The sequence below is a fragment of the Marinifilum breve genome, from assembly GCF_003202155.1.
Taxonomy (GTDB): domain Bacteria; phylum Bacteroidota; class Bacteroidia; order Bacteroidales; family Marinifilaceae; genus Marinifilum; species Marinifilum breve.
The window spans coordinates 65154-82518 of record NZ_QFLI01000002.1 but is presented as its reverse complement, the minus strand read 5'-3'; the positions used below and the strand labels follow the sequence as shown (position 1 = coordinate 82518).

At 36.2% G+C, this 17365-nt stretch carries 11 protein-coding genes and 1 tRNA gene; 3 read left to right on the top strand and 9 right to left on the bottom strand.

All coding sequences use genetic code 11. The features are described from left to right. Positions 1-286 precede the first annotated feature (286 nt). On the top strand, positions 287-4807 hold the full coding sequence (gene gltB / locus DF185_RS04335; protein WP_110360117.1) for a glutamate synthase large subunit: 4521 nt from the start codon (positions 287-289) through the stop codon (positions 4805-4807). A gap of 99 nt (positions 4808-4906) precedes the next feature. Further along, the gene (locus DF185_RS04330) at positions 4907-6328 is read left to right on the top strand and encodes a glutamate synthase subunit beta (protein ID WP_110359519.1); all 1422 of its coding nucleotides are present in this window, start codon (positions 4907-4909) and stop codon (positions 6326-6328) included. Between the two features lie 231 nt (positions 6329-6559). On the opposite strand, the gene DF185_RS04325 is transcribed toward DF185_RS04330, so the two are convergent. After that, complete coding sequence (locus DF185_RS04325; protein WP_165835941.1) at positions 6560-8200, bottom strand: hypothetical protein; 1641 nt, start codon at positions 8198-8200, stop codon at positions 6560-6562. A gap of 750 nt (positions 8201-8950) precedes the next feature. Between DF185_RS04325 and DF185_RS04320 the strand changes: the two genes are divergently transcribed. Further along, positions 8951-9454: a DUF6155 family protein gene (locus DF185_RS04320; RefSeq protein ID WP_110359517.1), complete on the top strand. Its 504-nt coding sequence runs from the start codon at positions 8951-8953 to the stop codon at positions 9452-9454. On the opposite strand, the gene DF185_RS04315 is transcribed toward DF185_RS04320, so the two are convergent. The 8 genes from DF185_RS04315 to DF185_RS04280 all read right to left on the bottom strand — a co-directional run bounded on the left by DF185_RS04315 (position 9455) and on the right by DF185_RS04280 (position 17281). Next, the gene (locus DF185_RS04315; protein ID WP_110359516.1) at positions 9455-10402 is read right to left on the bottom strand and encodes an NAD(P)H-dependent flavin oxidoreductase; all 948 of its coding nucleotides are present in this window, start codon (positions 10400-10402) and stop codon (positions 9455-9457) included. A 71-nt stretch (positions 10403-10473) separates the two neighbouring features. After that, positions 10474-11364: an alpha/beta hydrolase gene (locus tag DF185_RS04310; RefSeq protein ID WP_110359515.1), complete on the bottom strand. Its 891-nt coding sequence runs from the start codon at positions 11362-11364 to the stop codon at positions 10474-10476. 162 nt (positions 11365-11526) lie between these two features. After that, positions 11527-11608, bottom strand: a tRNA-Leu gene (locus DF185_RS04305). A 212-nt stretch (positions 11609-11820) separates the two neighbouring features. Continuing rightward, on the bottom strand, positions 11821-13152 hold the full coding sequence (gene nhaA, locus DF185_RS04300) for a Na+/H+ antiporter NhaA (RefSeq protein ID WP_110359514.1): 1332 nt from the start codon (positions 13150-13152) through the stop codon (positions 11821-11823). Between the two features lie 201 nt (positions 13153-13353). Beyond that, positions 13354-14007 carry a response regulator transcription factor gene (locus DF185_RS04295; RefSeq protein ID WP_110359513.1) on the bottom strand — a complete coding sequence of 218 codons (654 nt, stop codon included), beginning with the start codon at positions 14005-14007 and terminating at the stop codon, positions 13354-13356. After that, positions 14008-15261: a sensor histidine kinase gene (locus DF185_RS04290; RefSeq protein ID WP_110359512.1), complete on the bottom strand. Its 1254-nt coding sequence runs from the start codon at positions 15259-15261 to the stop codon at positions 14008-14010. A gap of 263 nt (positions 15262-15524) precedes the next feature. Further along, entirely contained in the window at positions 15525-16463 is a 939-nt protein-coding gene (locus DF185_RS04285) for a universal stress protein (RefSeq protein ID WP_110359511.1), read from the bottom strand. An 11-nt stretch (positions 16464-16474) separates the two neighbouring features. Next, positions 16475-17281: an adenine nucleotide alpha hydrolase family protein gene (locus tag DF185_RS04280; RefSeq protein ID WP_110359510.1), complete on the bottom strand. Its 807-nt coding sequence runs from the start codon at positions 17279-17281 to the stop codon at positions 16475-16477. Positions 17282-17365: the final 84 nt, after the last annotated feature.

Sequence of the window (17365 nt, the reverse complement as noted above, 5' to 3'; positions counted from 1 at the left end):
CCTTTGCAAGAAAAAAATATGACTTTTTTCAGGTTTTAAAACGTTTTCGGAAGTAAACTAAACAATAATAGTTGTTTAAAAGCATTTTTTTAAGCTATATTTGTTGCAACGGATTAGACAAGCTTAAATTTTTATCATTACATTTTTAGAATGTATTCTTAAAAGACAGCGACAATCGGATTCATAGTGTCGCTACTGATTAACCGAAAAAGTTGGGGACTTTTTCATTACTTAGTGTCTTCTTAAAAGAAAAATCATGTCCTGGCTTCGCACTTAAATAATGCCTATGCGAAACCTAAGACCAAGCCGACAGGGTCTGTACGACCCGATGAATGAACATGACAATTGTGGAATTGGCTTTGTAGCCAATATTAAAGGAAAAAAATCGTACGAAATTATTACGCGCGGTCTGGAAGTTCTATGTAATATGGAACACAGAGGTGCTCGTGGTGCCGATAACGTAAGTGGAGATGGTGCTGGTATCTTAATGCAGGTACCACATAACTTTTACAAGAAAATCGGTATTAAACTTCCATTAGCTGGCAAGTATGGAACTGGTCTCATTTTTTTACCACAGGATGAAACTGAAGAGAAATTTTGTATCGAAGTTCTGATTCAAATTCTGGAAGAAGAGGGATTGGAATTTCTTCAATTACGTGATGTGCCAACTGACACTAACGCAATTGGGGAAATTGCAAGACAATCGGAACCAGTAATTAAACAAATCTTTGTTGGTGGAAACTACGAGCAAGATGATTTAGAACGTCGTTTGTACCTTGCCAGAAAACAAGCAGAAAGCTATGTTAGAGCAACTAAGATGAAAGAAAAAGAGATGTTTTACATTCCTAGTTTATCATCTAAGGTACTTGTTTACAAAGGAATGTTTGCCAGTGATCAACTAGGAAAATACTTTGGAGATTTACAGGATCCTAGAATGGAATCTGCCATTGCTATGGTACACTCCAGATTTAGTACCAATACCTTTCCTTCGTGGGATTTGGCACAACCTTTTCGTATTGTGGCTCATAATGGTGAAATTAATACCATTAAGGGTAACAGACTATGGATGCAAGCGCGTGAGTCTCTTTTAAAATCGGAACTGTATGGAGAAGATATTAAAAAACTATTCCCTGTTGTAGAGCCTAACAAAAGTGATTCAGCATCTTTTGACAATGTATTAGAATTCCTATTCTTAACGGGTAGAAGTTTACCACATGCCTTAAGTATGATGGTACCTGAATCCTGGAATGAAAAGAATCCAATTCCAGATAGTTTGAAGGCCTTTTATGAATATCACTCAACCTTCATGGAACCTTGGGATGGTCCTGCATCTTTGGTATTCTCAGATGGTAGATACATCGGTGGTACGCTGGATAGAAATGGATTACGTCCATCTCGTTATGTCATTACTCAGGATGATATGATTGTAATGGGTTCTGAAGTTGGTATCCAAAACTTTAAAGCAGAAGAGATCAAGGAAAAAGGAAGATTGCGTCCTGGTAAATTACTGTTAGTAGATACTCAATTGGGTATTATTATTCCTGATCAGGAAGTGAAATCGCAACTAACCTACAGAAACCCTTATCAGAATTGGCTAAAAGAGAATCGTCTGGATCTTAAGGCTATTCCTGTTGAAAAAAGGGTTCCATCGGATATTGGGGATCATTTCGAGGTTTGTAAGGATGTATTTGGTTATTCCAAAGAGGATTTTGAACGAATTATTCTACCAATGGCAACTGGTGGTCAAGAACCTGTTGGCTCAATGGGTAATGATTCTCCTATCCCAGCCTTATCAGAAAAGCCTCATTTGCTATTCAATTATTTCCGTCAGCTGTTTGCGCAGGTAACCAATCCACCAATCGATTCTATTCGTGAGAATTTGGTAATGGACTTGACCAACTATATTGGAGCAGTTCAAAAGAATCTTTTGGATGAAACGCCACAGCATTGTAAGTTGATTCGATTCAAGAGTCCTTTGATTACCAATACAGACCTTGGTAAAATAAAGAAACTGAGACATGAGGAATTTAGACATGCAACACTTGATATGTTATTCAAGGCTTCTGATAATGGACAAGGACTTGAAGATGCTTTGGATTCCCTTTGTAAGCTTGCGGAAAAAGCGGTTGATGATCAAAAGAACTACATCATTCTTACAGATAGAAATGTGAGCAGTACAATGGCTCCAATACCTGTGTTATTGGCGGTTGCTGCTGTTCACCACCACCTAATCAAGAAGCGTAAGAGAATGCAAATTGGTTTGGTTGTAGAAACTGGAGAAGCTCGCGAAGTGAATCACTTTGCATTGTTGATTGCTTATGGTGCAAGTGTTATCAATCCATACATGAGTTACGCTGTAATTGATAAGTTGGTTAAGGAAGGTAGAATTAGCTTAGAATATAAGTCAGCACGTAAAAACTATATCAAATCAGTTGATAAAGGCTTGCTTAAAGTAATGTCTAAAATGGGTATTTCGACCATTGGTAGTTACTTAGGAGCTCAGATTTATGAAGCTTTGGGTATCAGCAATGAAGTAATTAGCAAGTATTTTACGGGTACTGCATCTCGAATTGGTGGAGTCGGCTTAAAAGAAATCTCTGAGGAGATGCTATGCCATCACAAGAAAGCTTTTACTGAAAAAGATCCTTTTGAAAATCAGGATTTATTAACCAACAATGGAAGTATTCACTACCGTAAAAATGGTGAAAAACACAGTTGGAATCCAGAATCAATTGGTTTATTACAGTGGTCGACAAGAACCAACAACTATGCAAAATATAAGGCGTATTCGAAATTAGTTGATGCTGAAACCAGAAATCCGAATTTCTTACGTGGATATTTCGATTTCAAATCGAATCCTATTGATATTTCAGAGGTTGAACCTGTAGAAAATATCATGAAGCGATTCTGTACTGGTGCAATGTCGTATGGATCTATTTCCAAAGAAGCACACGAGGCATTGGCAATTGCCATGAATAAGATAGGTGGTAGAAGTAACACTGGTGAAGGTGGTGAAAGTGCCAAGAGATTCTTCTCTAGCGCTCGTAGTTCTATCAAACAAATTGCTTCTGGTCGTTTTGGTGTGAATACTGGTTATTTGGTAAATGCTGATGAGCTACAAATTAAGGTAGCCCAAGGTGCTAAGCCTGGAGAAGGTGGACAGTTACCAGGATTTAAGGTGGATAAGATTATTGCCAAGTTGAGAAATTCAACTCCTGGAATTACTTTGATCTCTCCTCCTCCACATCACGATATTTATTCGATTGAGGATTTGGCACAGTTGATTTACGATTTAAAGAATGTAAATCCAACAGCATGTGTTAGTGTGAAGTTGGTATCGGAAAATGGTGTGGGTACTGTTGCTGCTGGTGTTGCAAAAGCTAACGCTGATTTAATTGTAATTAGTGGTGCCGAAGGTGGAACAGGTGCTAGTCCGTTGAGTTCTATAAAAAATGCAGGTTTACCTGTTGAATTAGGATTGGCTGAAGCTCAGCAGACTCTTGTATTAAACGACCTTAGAGGAAGAATAAAACTTCAAACCGATGGTCAGCTAAAAACTGGTAGAGACATTGTTTCTATGGCCTTACTAGGTGCTGAAGAATTTGGATTTGCCACAAGTGCTTTGGTCGTATTAGGTTGTGTAATGATGCGTAAGTGTCACTTGAATACATGTCCTGTTGGGATTGCTACTCAAAATAAAGAGTTAAGAGAAAAATTCTTAGGACGCTCGGAATGGGTAGTTAACTTCTTCACTTTCCTTGCAGAGGAATGTCGTGAATTAATGGCTGAGCTTGGTGTTCGTAAGTTTGATGATTTGGTTGGTAGATCAGATCTATTGATAAAACGTAAGGATATCAAGAAATGGAAAGCAGATACAGTTGATATTCAAAATTTATTACACTTGCCAGAAACTGATGGACACGAATTGTGTGGTGTTAATGCTACCATCAAGTCGATTGGAGAAGTATTGGATCATGAATTAATCAAGCAAGCTGAAAAGGCCTTACACGACGGTGAAAAAGTATGGATCGATTCAAAAATTAAGAATATCGATCGTACGACTGGTGCAATGTTATCAGGTAAAGTTGCGGCTTTAAAACCAAAACGAGAATTAGAAGAGGATACAATATATTGTAGATTTAGAGGTTCTGCAGGACAAAGCTTTGGAGCATTTTTGGAGAAAGGTGTGACATTTAAACTAGAAGGAGACTCTAATGACTATTTCGGAAAAGGTCTTTCAGGAGGTAAAATCGTGGTTCAACCACCAAACAAAACTACGTTTAAACCAGAAAAGCAGATCATTATTGGTAATACTGCTATGTACGGTGCAACAAATGGTGAAGCCTATATCAGAGGTATGGCAGGAGAACGTTTCTGTGTAAGAAACTCTGGTGCCAAGGCAGTGGTTGAAGGAGTTGGTGATCATGGATGTGAATACATGACTGGTGGTCGTGTTGTAATCTTAGGACCTACTGGTAGAAACTTTGCTGCAGGTATGAGTGGTGGTATAGCCTACGTTCTGAATATGGAAGGACAGCTGGACTACTTCTGTAATCAAAGTTTGGTATCTCTAGAACCAGTAGAAAACCTACAAGATATTCATGAGCTACAAGGTATGATACATCAACATTTACTTCTAACTCAAAGTAGTGTTGCCTCTAAAGTTTTAACTCACTGGGAAGAATATCTTCCTCACTTTGTTAAGGTAATTCCTTACGAATACAAAAAAGTATTGGAAGAGAAGAAGCTGAGAAAGATTCGTCGCAAGTTAAAGAAGGCACAATCACAAACAGAGGTACACGAGTAAATCAATGAACAGTGAACAGTGAACAGTTATCAATGAACAATATTGTTTTGCGATTTGATAACTGATAACTGCTTACTGATAACTGTAAACTGAAAGATTATGGGAAATCCGAAAGGTTTTTTAGAGATAAAAAGAAAAGAGGCCGGTTATCGTCCGGTAAGAGATAGAATTGGAGATTTTGGAGAAGTAGAACAAACTTTGAACTTAGAAGATAGAATTGATCAGGCATCCCGCTGTATGGATTGTGGTATTCCTTTCTGTCACTGGGCTTGTCCAACCTCAAGTAAAATACCTGAATGGCAGGATGCCATCTACAGAGAGAATTGGGAAGAAGCAGCTAAGATTCTTCAATCAACCAATAGCTTTCCTGAGTTTACAGGAAGGGTATGCCCTGCTCCTTGCGAAAAATCATGTGTATTGTCATTGCACAATTCACCTGTTACCATTCGCGAGAACGAAGCATCGGTAATTGAAAAAGCATTTGACTATGGGTATATTAAGGCTAAACCAGTTGCCAAGAGAACGGGTAAGAAAGTTGCTGTAATTGGATCAGGACCTGCAGGTTTGTCTGTAGCCGATCTTTTGAACCAAGCTGGACACAGTGTAACGGTTTTCGAAAGAGATGATGCCATTGGTGGATTGTTACGATATGGTATTCCAGATTTTAAACTTGACAAACACGTTATCGACAGAAGATTGGAATTGTTTGTTGAAGAAGGAATAGAATTTAAAACCAATCAGGATGTAGGCGTAAATATTTCGTTCTCCGATCTGGAAAAGGAATATGATGCCATTTGTCTTGCCATTGGAGCAATGAAGCCGCGTGATTTACCTATTGAGGGGCGCGACTTAAATGGAATCCACTTCGCTATGGATTTCCTTAAACAACAAAACAAAGTTGTTCGTGGTGATGAATTTAGCAAGCAGGAAAGAATCTCTGCCAAAGGTAAAAATGTAGTGGTAATTGGTGGTGGTGATACAGGATCAGACTGTGTAGGTACCTCTGTTCGCCAAAAAGCAAAATCGGTACTTCAGATAGAAATACTGCCAAAGCCACCAGAAGAGAGAGAACCACACAATCCATGGCCTTACTGGCCGAATACTCTGAGAACATCAAGTTCTCATTTAGAGGGTTGCAAGAGACGTTGGGCTTTAAGTTCGAAACAATTCAAAGGTGAAAACGGAAGAGTGAATCAGCTTGAAATTGTACAAATTGAATGGACTAAAGATGCTAAAGGACAATTTCAGATGAAAGAGATTCCAGGAACAGAAGAAACCATTGATGCTGATTTGGTTCTACTGGCAATGGGCTTTGTTCATCCAATACACGAAGGATTGGTTGCAGAGTTAGGCTTAGAATTGGATGCAAGAGGTAATATTAAAACCGATACCCAAGGACAAACGTCCAACTCAAAGATTTTCTGTTGCGGTGATGCAGCTACAGGAGCAAGCCTTGTAGTTCGAGCTTTGGATAGCGGTAGAAAAACGGCTCATTCGATTCACAGGTTTCTTAAAAAGTAGAAAATGCGCAATAAGTCCACACTAAACATAGGCAGTTAAGTGTAAGAACCGATAGCTAATAATTTGTTATCTATCGGTTCTTTTTTGCTTTTACAAATAAAAAGGAGCACTAATTAAATAGTGCTCCTTAGATATTAATTAAAACCTAAATTCACTTCCGATATTCACAACCACTACAAATATCGAAATTCATTAAAAATTGCAGTAAAGGTTAGTAGTTACTATTTATTATTATGGTGTTGTCATACCAAGATTAACTTGAGCTACTGTTGCAGTATTTCCGTTTCCTGATTGGATTACAGTACTACTATGTCCTAGACCTTCTTGATATACATTTGCATTATTGTTTGAACCTTCTTGAAGAACTCCTGAATAGTTACCTAATCCAAATTGAGTAACATCTGCTACATTCATATCACCATCACGCTGGATTATAACTGATTCATTAAACCAACCATCCTGAAGAACATTAGCTTCTGAGTTAGTAACATTATCTTGTAAAATACCTGAATAGTTTCCTAATCCATATTGTCCAACTAGAGCTACATTATCTCCACCACCATACTGGTATGTTTCAGACATATTTAACCAACCATCTTGAATAAGCAAAATTTCGTTGTTTTCACCACCAACTTGTTCAGTATATGCCCAGTTTCCAAGACCATTTTGCATTACTTCAGCTGAATTATTTTCACCATAAGCTTGTAGCATTCCAACATAATTGAAAGCACCTTCTTGAACAGCATATACCTCATTATCAGAACCCATATATTGTACTGCTTCAGCAACATTTTCGTCACCTCTTTGAACTAAACCAGCCCAGTTTCCAAGACCTCCGTATTGTTCAATATAAGCCTCATTATAATCTCCAATTTGTGCTATACCTGCATAATTAAAGAAACCATCTTCTTGGTAAGTCTTAGCTAAATTCCACATACCCAATTGTCCAATATAAGCCGAATTAAACATTCCACCCAATTGAGTTGCATAAGCAGTATTAGACTCTCTATATTGCTCAATTTCGATATCATTCAAGAATCCGCCAATTTGAGTTGTGAACGCCCAATGATCGTAATCATGTTGTTCAACCATTGCAGTATTTAATGTACCACCTCTTTGATACATATCTGCTAGATGCCAATATCCATACTGAAGCGCTACTGCTGAAGCTGATGAATTGTCATATTGCTGAATTAATGCTGTATTATAATCTCCAACTTGTAAAACACCTGCAAAATCAGTAGAACCATATTTTTGCTTAATAGAAGAATAGTTAAAATCTCCAAATTGTCTTACCATTGCCTCTGACCAGAAGTTGTCATATTGAGTAATGTAAGAATCGTTAAACCAACCATCTTGAATAACATCTGCAATGTCCCAAACACTCTCCTGATCAATCATAGAGAAGTTGAAATAACCATATTGCTGAACATATGCTTCAACCCAAGTGCTAAACCACTGGTACACATATGAAGTATTCATTCCAACTTGCTTAACGTCAGCAATATTATCTTCTCCAAAGAATTGACTAATCTTTGAGAAGTTGTAACCATACTGATCTACATAAGCTTTGTTGTTGTCAGTAAAAAATTGAGTAATTAAAGAAGTATTACCCATAACTTGCTTAACTTCCGCTAAATTGTTCCATCCAAACTGGAAAACTTCAGAGTAGTTTAAAATACCATTCTGATCAACATTAGCAGTATTATCGTAGCCAATTTGGTCAATGTAACTCATATTCCATAAACCAACTTGTTCTGCATTTGCACTATTTCCATCGCCAGACTGATCAATTGTTGATATATTGCCCTGCGCGAATGAAATTCCTGTAGTTAAAACTACAGCCAATAAAGTAAACATGAATTTTTTCATTGTCGAAATTTTAGGTAAAAGTGAATACTTAGATAAAGAAAACATTGGTTTGTGGTTGTTTGGTTTTTCGCCTTTTCTTTATCTATTGATATAAAACTTTAATAGTTTAAATTTTTTAAGCAGTAAAATAGATCCATCACACAAAGGTTGATATAACATGTGCAATAAATCTATTTTCAAAAAAGAGAATATTGATATAAATATTATTTGGCAATTTGCGAATGATTGAATAACCTTTCTGATTATATTTGTTGCCAACGAATTGTCCATCGGTTTTAGTACCGCGGTGATTTGTAGTTTTTGATGATTCAACACATCAATATTTAGGCTCGTTGTCAGTAGGTTAGTAATCATATAAAATGAACACAATCATTAGGTTTTCTGCCCTTTTAAGAGCTTTTATTGTAAAAAGTGAGATGATAACATAAATCATCAATCTCAGCCTTTTTCTTACACAAATAAAGCTAGTGAACTATTCAATAAACAATTGTGCATATTACATTAATGGTATTATTTTAATGATATATGTATTAAATTATTGCATAAGAGGTTTATCGAACTAACAAATTATTAAATAAACTTAAACTGAATAAAATTGCCCCATCGCAAGAAGTTAATGGTTACAGTTCGCAATTATATTACAATATAATTAACAAAGGGCTCTGTATCTCTTTAAAAATGCGCTTTTATAATTTTTTTAATGGTTAAATTTTGGTGATTTTATATCTTTACAATTAATGAATAGATAATATGAGCAAGAAAGACTTAAAAGAATACATTCATCAACTCACAAAAGAGCAATTACAAGATCAAATACTCGATCTTTACACACGGTTTAAAGATGTTAAGGAGTTTTACGACTTTGCATTTAATCCAAAAGAGAATAAACTGATGGAGGAATGTAAATTCAAGATCTCTAAAGAATATTTTCCTGTCAGTGGAAGAAAAGCAAAAATGAGACGCTCAGTTGCACAGAATTATATCAGACACTTTAAAAGATTAGGAGTTGATTCTTCTTTAATTGCCGATATCATGCTCTACAATATTGAAATTGCTCAAACCTATACTTCCGAGCAGTACATCAAGCAGGAATCATTTTACAAGAGCATGCTTAAATCATTTCAGGAGGCTGTAAAATACATACGCGACAATAGTTTGGATCAAGAATTTAAGTCTCGCTTGAATAAGGTAGTGGATGAATCAATAGATCAAAACTGGATGAACAGCAAGGGATTTATGATGGCTTACAAATAATCAATCCTCAATTAAATCCTTTATAATTTCTTTTACGGGTCGAATCTCACGAATTGCACCAATTGAGGGGCCGGCACACCAAACATTGTCATATCCGGCTTTGAATGCAGATTGCTGAACCTTTTTCATCCCCTTCCACGCCAATAGCATTTTGGCATACTTTTTCAATTGAGGACTGTTATTGATCATCCACTCCAGTAGATTTGCCCTTGTTCCTATTTTCTGTACATAGGGAGTATTGATTACCGTTAAGGGAGATCCGGTTAATTTTGTGGTCTTTACGATATCTTCTGAACCAAAATCCACAAGTGCCTGCTTATATTCTCTACTAACCGGAGACTCACGACTGGCTATAAAAATGGTTCCTACAGACACCCCTGCTGCTCCTTGTCTTACCATTTCATTAACCTCAATTGAGGTGCTTACACCTCCTGCTGAAATGATGGGAATATTGATTTCTGCCTTTAATTGTTGAATCAATTCTTCAGCCTTAAGACTTCCACAATGTCCACCAGCCTGTGAATTTACCGCAATTACCGCATCAGCGCCAAGCTGTTCAACCTTTTTCGCATATTTTACATCTACAACATCACAAAAGACTTTAATCCCTAGCGGATTGCATTTTTCAATTACTTCGCGTGGATTACCCAATGAAGTGATGATAAAATCCACTTTAAGATCAAGAAGGCTTTTGAGTTGCTTTCGGTATTTTGGATTCGATTTATTCACAATCAGATTAAAACCAAAAGGCTTATCGCTCTTATTTCGAATTTCATGAATGGCCTCTCGTAATTCCGCATCCGTTCTGTAATTGTGCGCAGGTATTGCACCTGTACAGCCCATTTCCAGAGCAGAAACGATCATTTGGGTATTCGACACCAAAAACATAGGCGCCATTAAAATGGGATGTTTAATGTTTAGAATTTGAGAAAGTGTTTTGTCTGACATATTCTGAAGATACGAAATCTAACCAAACCGCTAAACAAAAAAAAGCTTCCCTAATGGAAGCCTTATCTGTTTTATTTCTTCATGATAAAAGAAATAGGAATGTGTAATCTTTTACACCATGAATCTTCAGAGTGGTTCTCCCCTTCGAATTTGAGAGTAATCCAATTCTCTTTTGTATACCCTTTCTGTTTCATGGTTTTATCAACTTCAAGTTGGAATGGTTCGTACAATCTGTCTAAAGTTTCAGTACCATAATCAAAGTAGATTTTATGACTTGAAGGATCCGGCAAGTGATCATTTAAATACTTGTAAAAGGCATGTGGAATTTTTGAGTCTGCAATTTTAGTATCTCCTGGCCAATGTGTAGAAATACATGCAGCAGCTTCAAATACCTCGGGATATTCGCAAATGGCATACATGGAAATTAAACCTCCCATGCTAGAACCGGCTATATATGTATTGGCTTTATCTGTTTTTACAGAAAAATTCTTGTCGATAAATGGTTTCAATTCCTTGGTTAGAAACTTCAGGTATTCGTCAGCTCTTAAATCACCCATCAAAGTATCTTTCAACTGTTTTTGCAGTTCTTCTGACAAATAATTGGCCGCTTTCTCAGGAAAATAATCACTATGACGGTATTTACCTCCATTCCAAACACCAACAACAATACAGTCTTCTATTGTTCCTTCCTTAATTAGTTTAGAAACAACTTCATCAACCATCCATTCTTGTTTGTTCCAACTCTTGGTGGCATCGTATAGCATTTGTCCATCGTGCATGTATAAAACAGCATACTTTTTATCTGTTGAATAGCCATCTGGCAACCAAACATCAACATTTCTTGGGACAATGAATTTCGAATCGAAGTTCTCGAACCTTTTTATGGTTCCACTACTTACTTCAGGAAGCTGCGCATAACCAGACAAGGATGCAAAAAGAAATAAAAACATTAAAAATCTCATACAGGTATCTCTTTAATAATTCAATAAGTATCTAAATTCAACACTTTAGAAGGGAATTACAAATTTTATGTACGGATGTATGGATTTTGGATACAAACAACAAGAATATAATATAGAGGGGTGTATATAGAAAGAGGACCAACTTTCGTTGATCCTCTTTTGTGCGGATGAAGGGACTCGAACCCCCACGTCCGAAGACACTAGATCCTAAGTCTAGCGCGGCTACCAATTACGCCACATCCGCGTTTCGTTTGATTGCGATGCAAATATGGTGGTTTTTTTCTGTACTGCAAAACATTCTGATAAAAAAATATCGCTACACTGCCCTATTTTAGGGCTATCCAATACTAAACTATCTGATAAACAAGCAAATTATATGATGATATTTTTTTTCAAAAAAAAAGCCGAAGTGCGAACTCCGGCTGTCAATTAAACAATGAAAACTTATGAAAAAAACTATTGTTGATTTTTACAAAACAGTTTCAGTATTAAAAATCCTGTTATTCCTGAGAAGAGGGATCCAATTAATACTGCAAATTTGGCTAAACTCAAAACCTCAGAATCCGTAAATGCCAATTGAGACACAAAAAATGACATGGTAAAACCAATTCCACCTAGAAAACCAATCCCCAATATCTGTGACCAACATATTTCACTTGGTTTTTGTGCGAGCTTTATTTTAACCCCTATCCAGGAAAACAAAAATATTCCTAATGGTTTACCTACAAAGAGCCCAAGGATAATTCCAATAGAAATAGGCTCAAAAACCTTGCTGGTTAATTCTGTATCTATAATTACACCCGCATTTGCAAAGGCAAACAATGGAACAATCATATAAGCGACCCATGGATGGAACAAATGCTCTAATCTTTGTAGGGGTGAAATTACCTTTACACAATTGCTCTCAATAGAACTAACCGATGCTTGTATAAACTTCTCGTTTGGTTTCTTAGGAAGCTCAGATGTCTTTGCTTCCAGGTTCTCCAAAAGTTCCTGGTTTGAGCCAATAAATTCAAATAGATTTCTGCTTGCTCTTGCTGGTATGGTTAGAGCTAATAGAATTCCTGCCAAAGTAGCATGAACACCAGACTTTAAAAGAACATACCAAAGGAATATTCCTAATATCAGGTAAACTGATATATTCCTGACTTTTAAACTATTTAAGACCCAAAGTATGGCATATATTCCTCCACCATATAAAAGGTATATCCAATCTATTTCGCTGGTATAATACAATGCAATTACCATTACAGCGCCAATATCATCTACAATGGCTATGGAAGTAAGTAATAATTTAAGCGAAGTTGGAATTCGTTTGCCCAACAGAATCAGAATACCCAAAGCAAATGCTATATCTGTTGCCATTGGAACCCCCCAACCATGCGTTCCAGATCCTTGTGTATTAAAGCCAACATATATTAATGCAGGTATCAACATACCTCCAATCGCTCCAAATATTGGCAAACTAGCTTGTTTGATGGATGAAAGTCCTCCCGTCAATAGCTCCCTTTTAATCTCTAGTCCAACCACAAAGAAGAAGACAGCCATTAAACCATCGTTAATCCAATGAAGGAATGACTTTTTTAGGGTCCATTCACCGAACTGAACACCGAAATAATTGGTCCAATAGGTGATGAAAGATTCGCCAATGGCAGAATTGGCAAGTGTTAATGCCATAATGGTAAAAAACATCAAAACAATACCACTAAACGCCTCTAATCGAACGAACTCAACCAAAGGATCTTTAATCCTACGAAATAACTTTTGTCTTTTTAAAAATTGAATCATCTTTCCCTAAAATTTAATGCTATACACCTGTTGTTTTATCTCGAAAACTATGGTGTAAGCATCTCGTTAACCAATCAAATATATTGCGAAAATATCAATCAGAAGTACGATATACAATGGGGTTTTCCCTACTTCGCACCTAGGTTGAACACATAACAATTTAGACCAATTAATTGTTCTAAATAAAAGATATAGTAAAGTCTAAAATTTAATAATTTGATGCTTAAATGCATAAATCACCAAATTAACGGTATTGTAAGTTCCTGTTTTCTGAAACAAACTACTTTTATGCTTTTCTATGGTCTTGATACTTAAAAAAGTTGCCTCCGCAATTTGCTTGTTGCCATACCCTTTACAAATCAGCTCCAGCACCTCTTTTTCTCTATCGGTAAATTCAGGCAAATCATCCTTCTTCTTTCTCTTTTTGCGAAGCATATTCAGCTTATCCGATAGAAGACTTACAATTTCATCAGAAAAGTAATTTCCACCTTCATAAACCTTTACAATGGCTTTCTCAAATTCTTCTATTTCTGCACTTTTCAGCATATAGCCCTCTACTCCAGCCATAAGCATTTGCTCGAGGTAATCATCATCCAAAAATGTGGTTAGGGCAATTATTTTTAAATCAGGATATTTTTCAAGAGCTTTTTGACTTGCCTCTACTCCATCAAGTTGCGGCATATTGATGTCCATAAAAATAATATCGGCCTGATGATCTTCTATCAACGAAAGAAACTCATTCCCATTTGATGCTTCGGCAATAACTTCCACAAAAGAAAAAGACTGCAAAAGCATACGAAATCCATCTCTAAATATCTTATGATCGTCAACTAATATTACTCTTATTTTATCCATCTATTTTTGTTTTGATTTACTCAGTGCAAATTGAATCTTTATCTTAAAGCCATTATTCTTTGAAGTTTGAACATTATAGCTTCCATTAATGGATTCAACTCGTTCAATAATATTCTGCAAACCCATACCTTTTCCATTTTTGGCTTTCATTCTATCAAAATCAAAGCCAACTCCATTATCCAAGTATTGAAGTACCAGAATTCCTTCACCAGATAATTTTATTTGTATATTGGTAGCCTTAGCATGCTTTAAAGTATTATTTATCAACTCACTGCAAATCCTATAAATCACAACCTGTGTACTTTGCATAGGCTTACCTTTAAACTCATCCATCTGTAAAGTAACATCTACATTATCCAAATTATTGATTTTATCTACCAGGCGCTGCAAGGACTCCTGAAGATTGTATCGGTTTAAAACGGAAGGATTCAGATTATTAATCACTTCAGATACAGTATCAAGTGCTTGCTTAGACAGTTGATTGATCTGTTGCACCTTATCCAAAGAAGTTTTATCTTCTGCTAAGTCTTTGCCCAACATTTTACCATACAAGCCAATACTGGATAGTAAGGCACCTAGCCCATCATGAAGTTCTCTGGCAATTCTTTTTCTTTCACGCTGTTCCACCGTCATGGTATTGCGCACCAATTGCAAGTGAGCATTGGTTAGGGAATTCATTAAACGAATGACCAAAAACAAACTTCCGATAAGTAAGAACAGGATAAAAGAAAGCAGGAAAAAGATATTTCGCTTAAACTTCTGATTGGTTTGATTGATGTATAGATGCAATGCTTTCTCATAATCGGCGAAAGCCTTTGTGAACATCCTAATCTTTTGCTTGAAGTTTTCATCCTGAGCAGGAACTTGCTCATTTTGTATCATTGAGTCAAGATCAAGAATAGCACTTTTTAGTTTCATAAGAGCTGTAATAAAATTACTATTCTCACTGGTATTGAATTCAAACTCACGGGAAGCTATGGTTTGAATGTTTTTAATATTCTGATAGGCTTTTGCAAAGAGCGAATCTATAGCGAAGGATATTGCAGGATCTGCTTTCTTTTGATAATCGCCATAATTGATACGAATATCATACACCTTAATCTCAATCTTTTCTGAGTTTTCGACCAATGCGATGTGGTCATTATCCAACTCAGAACTACGATCCAGAGTGTACAAGATGGCGGCGATAGCCACAAGGCTAAAACCAATTAAAATCAGGGCAATCTTTTGCTTTACAAAAAACCTTCTATTCATTGAAAATTATATCCAGAATTACATTTAAACCAAATCTACTAAATATTTTATTGTAATGAATCGTTGACTGGTAGTTATCACCACATTTTTATGTAACTGATCAGAATGGAAAGCTTCCAAAAACTAACTATGGTTATCACTTTCTCAATATTCATTTGGAAGCTTTCCGAAGAAAATCACTTGTATATCCCCTAATAATCAATTATAAATTATGATTTTCCCTTCTGATCTGCCTTGGTTGGTTTGTACTTGTATATTTGTAATTACCACTTAAATGCTCTGTTGGATATTCTTTCCGATAATTCAACTTGTTTGCTGTTCATCATTAGCAAACTGGAAACAAGTCCTTCGTCTTTTATTGCCAAACTGAAAATTGGCCTGCTCGAACTTTGTAAGAAATCACTCAATAATTTTTCGCTTGGCGAGTTGCTAAACATCAATTCCTGAGCTCCTTGAACCAATAGGATATCCGCCGAAGTTTTTCTTGCCCCCTCAATCAAAACATCGTTTCTGGCGTGATTCTCCTTCTCTACAATATCTACCGAACACTTAACTCCTTCACGTTCGATAAGATGCTTCATGATCATGGTTTTCTTGTAAGCCAAGCTTCTTTTAAGCTCAATATTAACCGTTAATGCAGCCAGAAGTTTGATTTTTGCATTAAACACCGTACCCAACTTTATCGACCAGTTCACCAAATCTCTCGATTGCCTTGAAATATCAACCGGAACCAATATGCTTCTGATGCCACTTCCCGTCCATCTATCATTTACACTTATAATCGGACATCTTGACTCTCGTATGATCTGATTCACACTATTGCTATTGTATCTTTCCGACAAACCATCAATTCGATTGCTTCTGTTTAAAATGACCAAATCGAAAGGCTCTGAATCGATAATACTTTTAATAGTTTGGACATGATTGCCTACTTCCACTCTAAGATTTACATCATCTGGGATTCTTCCCCTGAAATGCATTTTAGCAAAACGAATTAAGCGTACCATTCCTCTTCCCTGTAGGCTATTTTTAAGACTAGGCTGAAATACATTCGACAATCCTCCCATCTTCTGAACTACATGCAACAACGTAACTTCAGCTCCAAACTTTTTTCTGAAATACAATGCTTGTTTAAAAGCCGTTGTACTCTCAACAGCCAGACTTACTGGCACCAATATCCGATTAAATCTATTTGTTTTCATCCTTGCACACTTTAAAAATTACCAACAGTTATTCCTTTACTTTTCACAAACCACTTATCGAAATAACTAATCAGGTTTTTCTCTTCGCATTCAGTTTTCTTCTCATTATATATCCATAACATACAGTCATCTCTTTTTAATTCCGGCTTGTGATCTTTTGAAAGATTCTCAAACCTAATAGAAGCATTAGTACATGCGGATGAATATAGTTTCACCAGGTTTGCCTTATCATGAATGTACATATCATTTATATCTAAACCTATATGAACATTACATTTCTGCTTGGCACAAATCCTTTGCAAAGGCTGAAGTATTGGTTCTGAAACATTTGAATTCGTATTGCTGATATATATGCTCTTTACATTTGCCCAAGGCTTACAATTATTTAATACATAAAGAGGTTGATTTACCGATGCAATAATTTTTTTAAACCTTGGATTAAGGTTTAAATCGTTGTGTAATTCATTTAAGGCAAACACCACCTGCCAAGAATGTCCTTTATATATCTCAGTATTGAAAAATTCAGTCAATTCACCTTCATAAGAAAGCAATTCAACATTAGCAGCATCCAGTTTATAATTCTTCAATGCCTCTGCTTTTAATGCTTGCAACTCACGTTTGGATATATCTTTTAAGATTGGAGCCAAATCTCTTACCATTGATGCTCCATACGAAGGTTTTTGCCAAGTTTGAATAAAATATATCTTTGAACCCTCTGTACAAAGGTAATTCATAGCAAAATCTATCGCAGTCTGATTTCCTTCTGAGAAATCTGCCAGAATCAATATTCTGTTTTGATTTTTGTTCCTGTTCTCCATAGCATTTTGTTTTGATACAAAAGTATGGCTGTATGCAAAGGTGTAAAACAGGCGCAATCCTAAATCGTATGGGGGTTTTCCCTA

Excerpts from the sequence above, each read along its gene's own strand:
- gltB (WP_110360117.1), top strand. The coding sequence starts at position 287 with ATGCGAAACCTAAGACCAAGCCGACAGGGTCTGTACGACCCGATGAAT.
- DF185_RS04330 (WP_110359519.1), top strand. The coding sequence starts at position 4,907 with ATGGGAAATCCGAAAGGTTTTTTAGAGATAAAAAGAAAAGAGGCCGGT.
- DF185_RS04325 (WP_165835941.1), bottom strand. The coding sequence starts at position 8,200 with ATGAAAAAATTCATGTTTACTTTATTGGCTGTAGTTTTAACTACAGGA.
- DF185_RS04320 (WP_110359517.1), top strand. The coding sequence starts at position 8,951 with ATGAGCAAGAAAGACTTAAAAGAATACATTCATCAACTCACAAAAGAG.
- DF185_RS04315 (WP_110359516.1), bottom strand. The coding sequence starts at position 10,402 with ATGTCAGACAAAACACTTTCTCAAATTCTAAACATTAAACATCCCATT.
- DF185_RS04310 (WP_110359515.1), bottom strand. The coding sequence starts at position 11,364 with ATGAGATTTTTAATGTTTTTATTTCTTTTTGCATCCTTGTCTGGTTAT.
- nhaA (WP_110359514.1), bottom strand. The coding sequence starts at position 13,152 with ATGATTCAATTTTTAAAAAGACAAAAGTTATTTCGTAGGATTAAAGAT.
- DF185_RS04295 (WP_110359513.1), bottom strand. The coding sequence starts at position 14,007 with ATGGATAAAATAAGAGTAATATTAGTTGACGATCATAAGATATTTAGA.
- DF185_RS04290 (WP_110359512.1), bottom strand. The coding sequence starts at position 15,261 with ATGAATAGAAGGTTTTTTGTAAAGCAAAAGATTGCCCTGATTTTAATT.
- DF185_RS04285 (WP_110359511.1), bottom strand. The coding sequence starts at position 16,463 with ATGAAAACAAATAGATTTAATCGGATATTGGTGCCAGTAAGTCTGGCT.
- DF185_RS04280 (WP_110359510.1), bottom strand. The coding sequence starts at position 17,281 with ATGGAGAACAGGAACAAAAATCAAAACAGAATATTGATTCTGGCAGAT.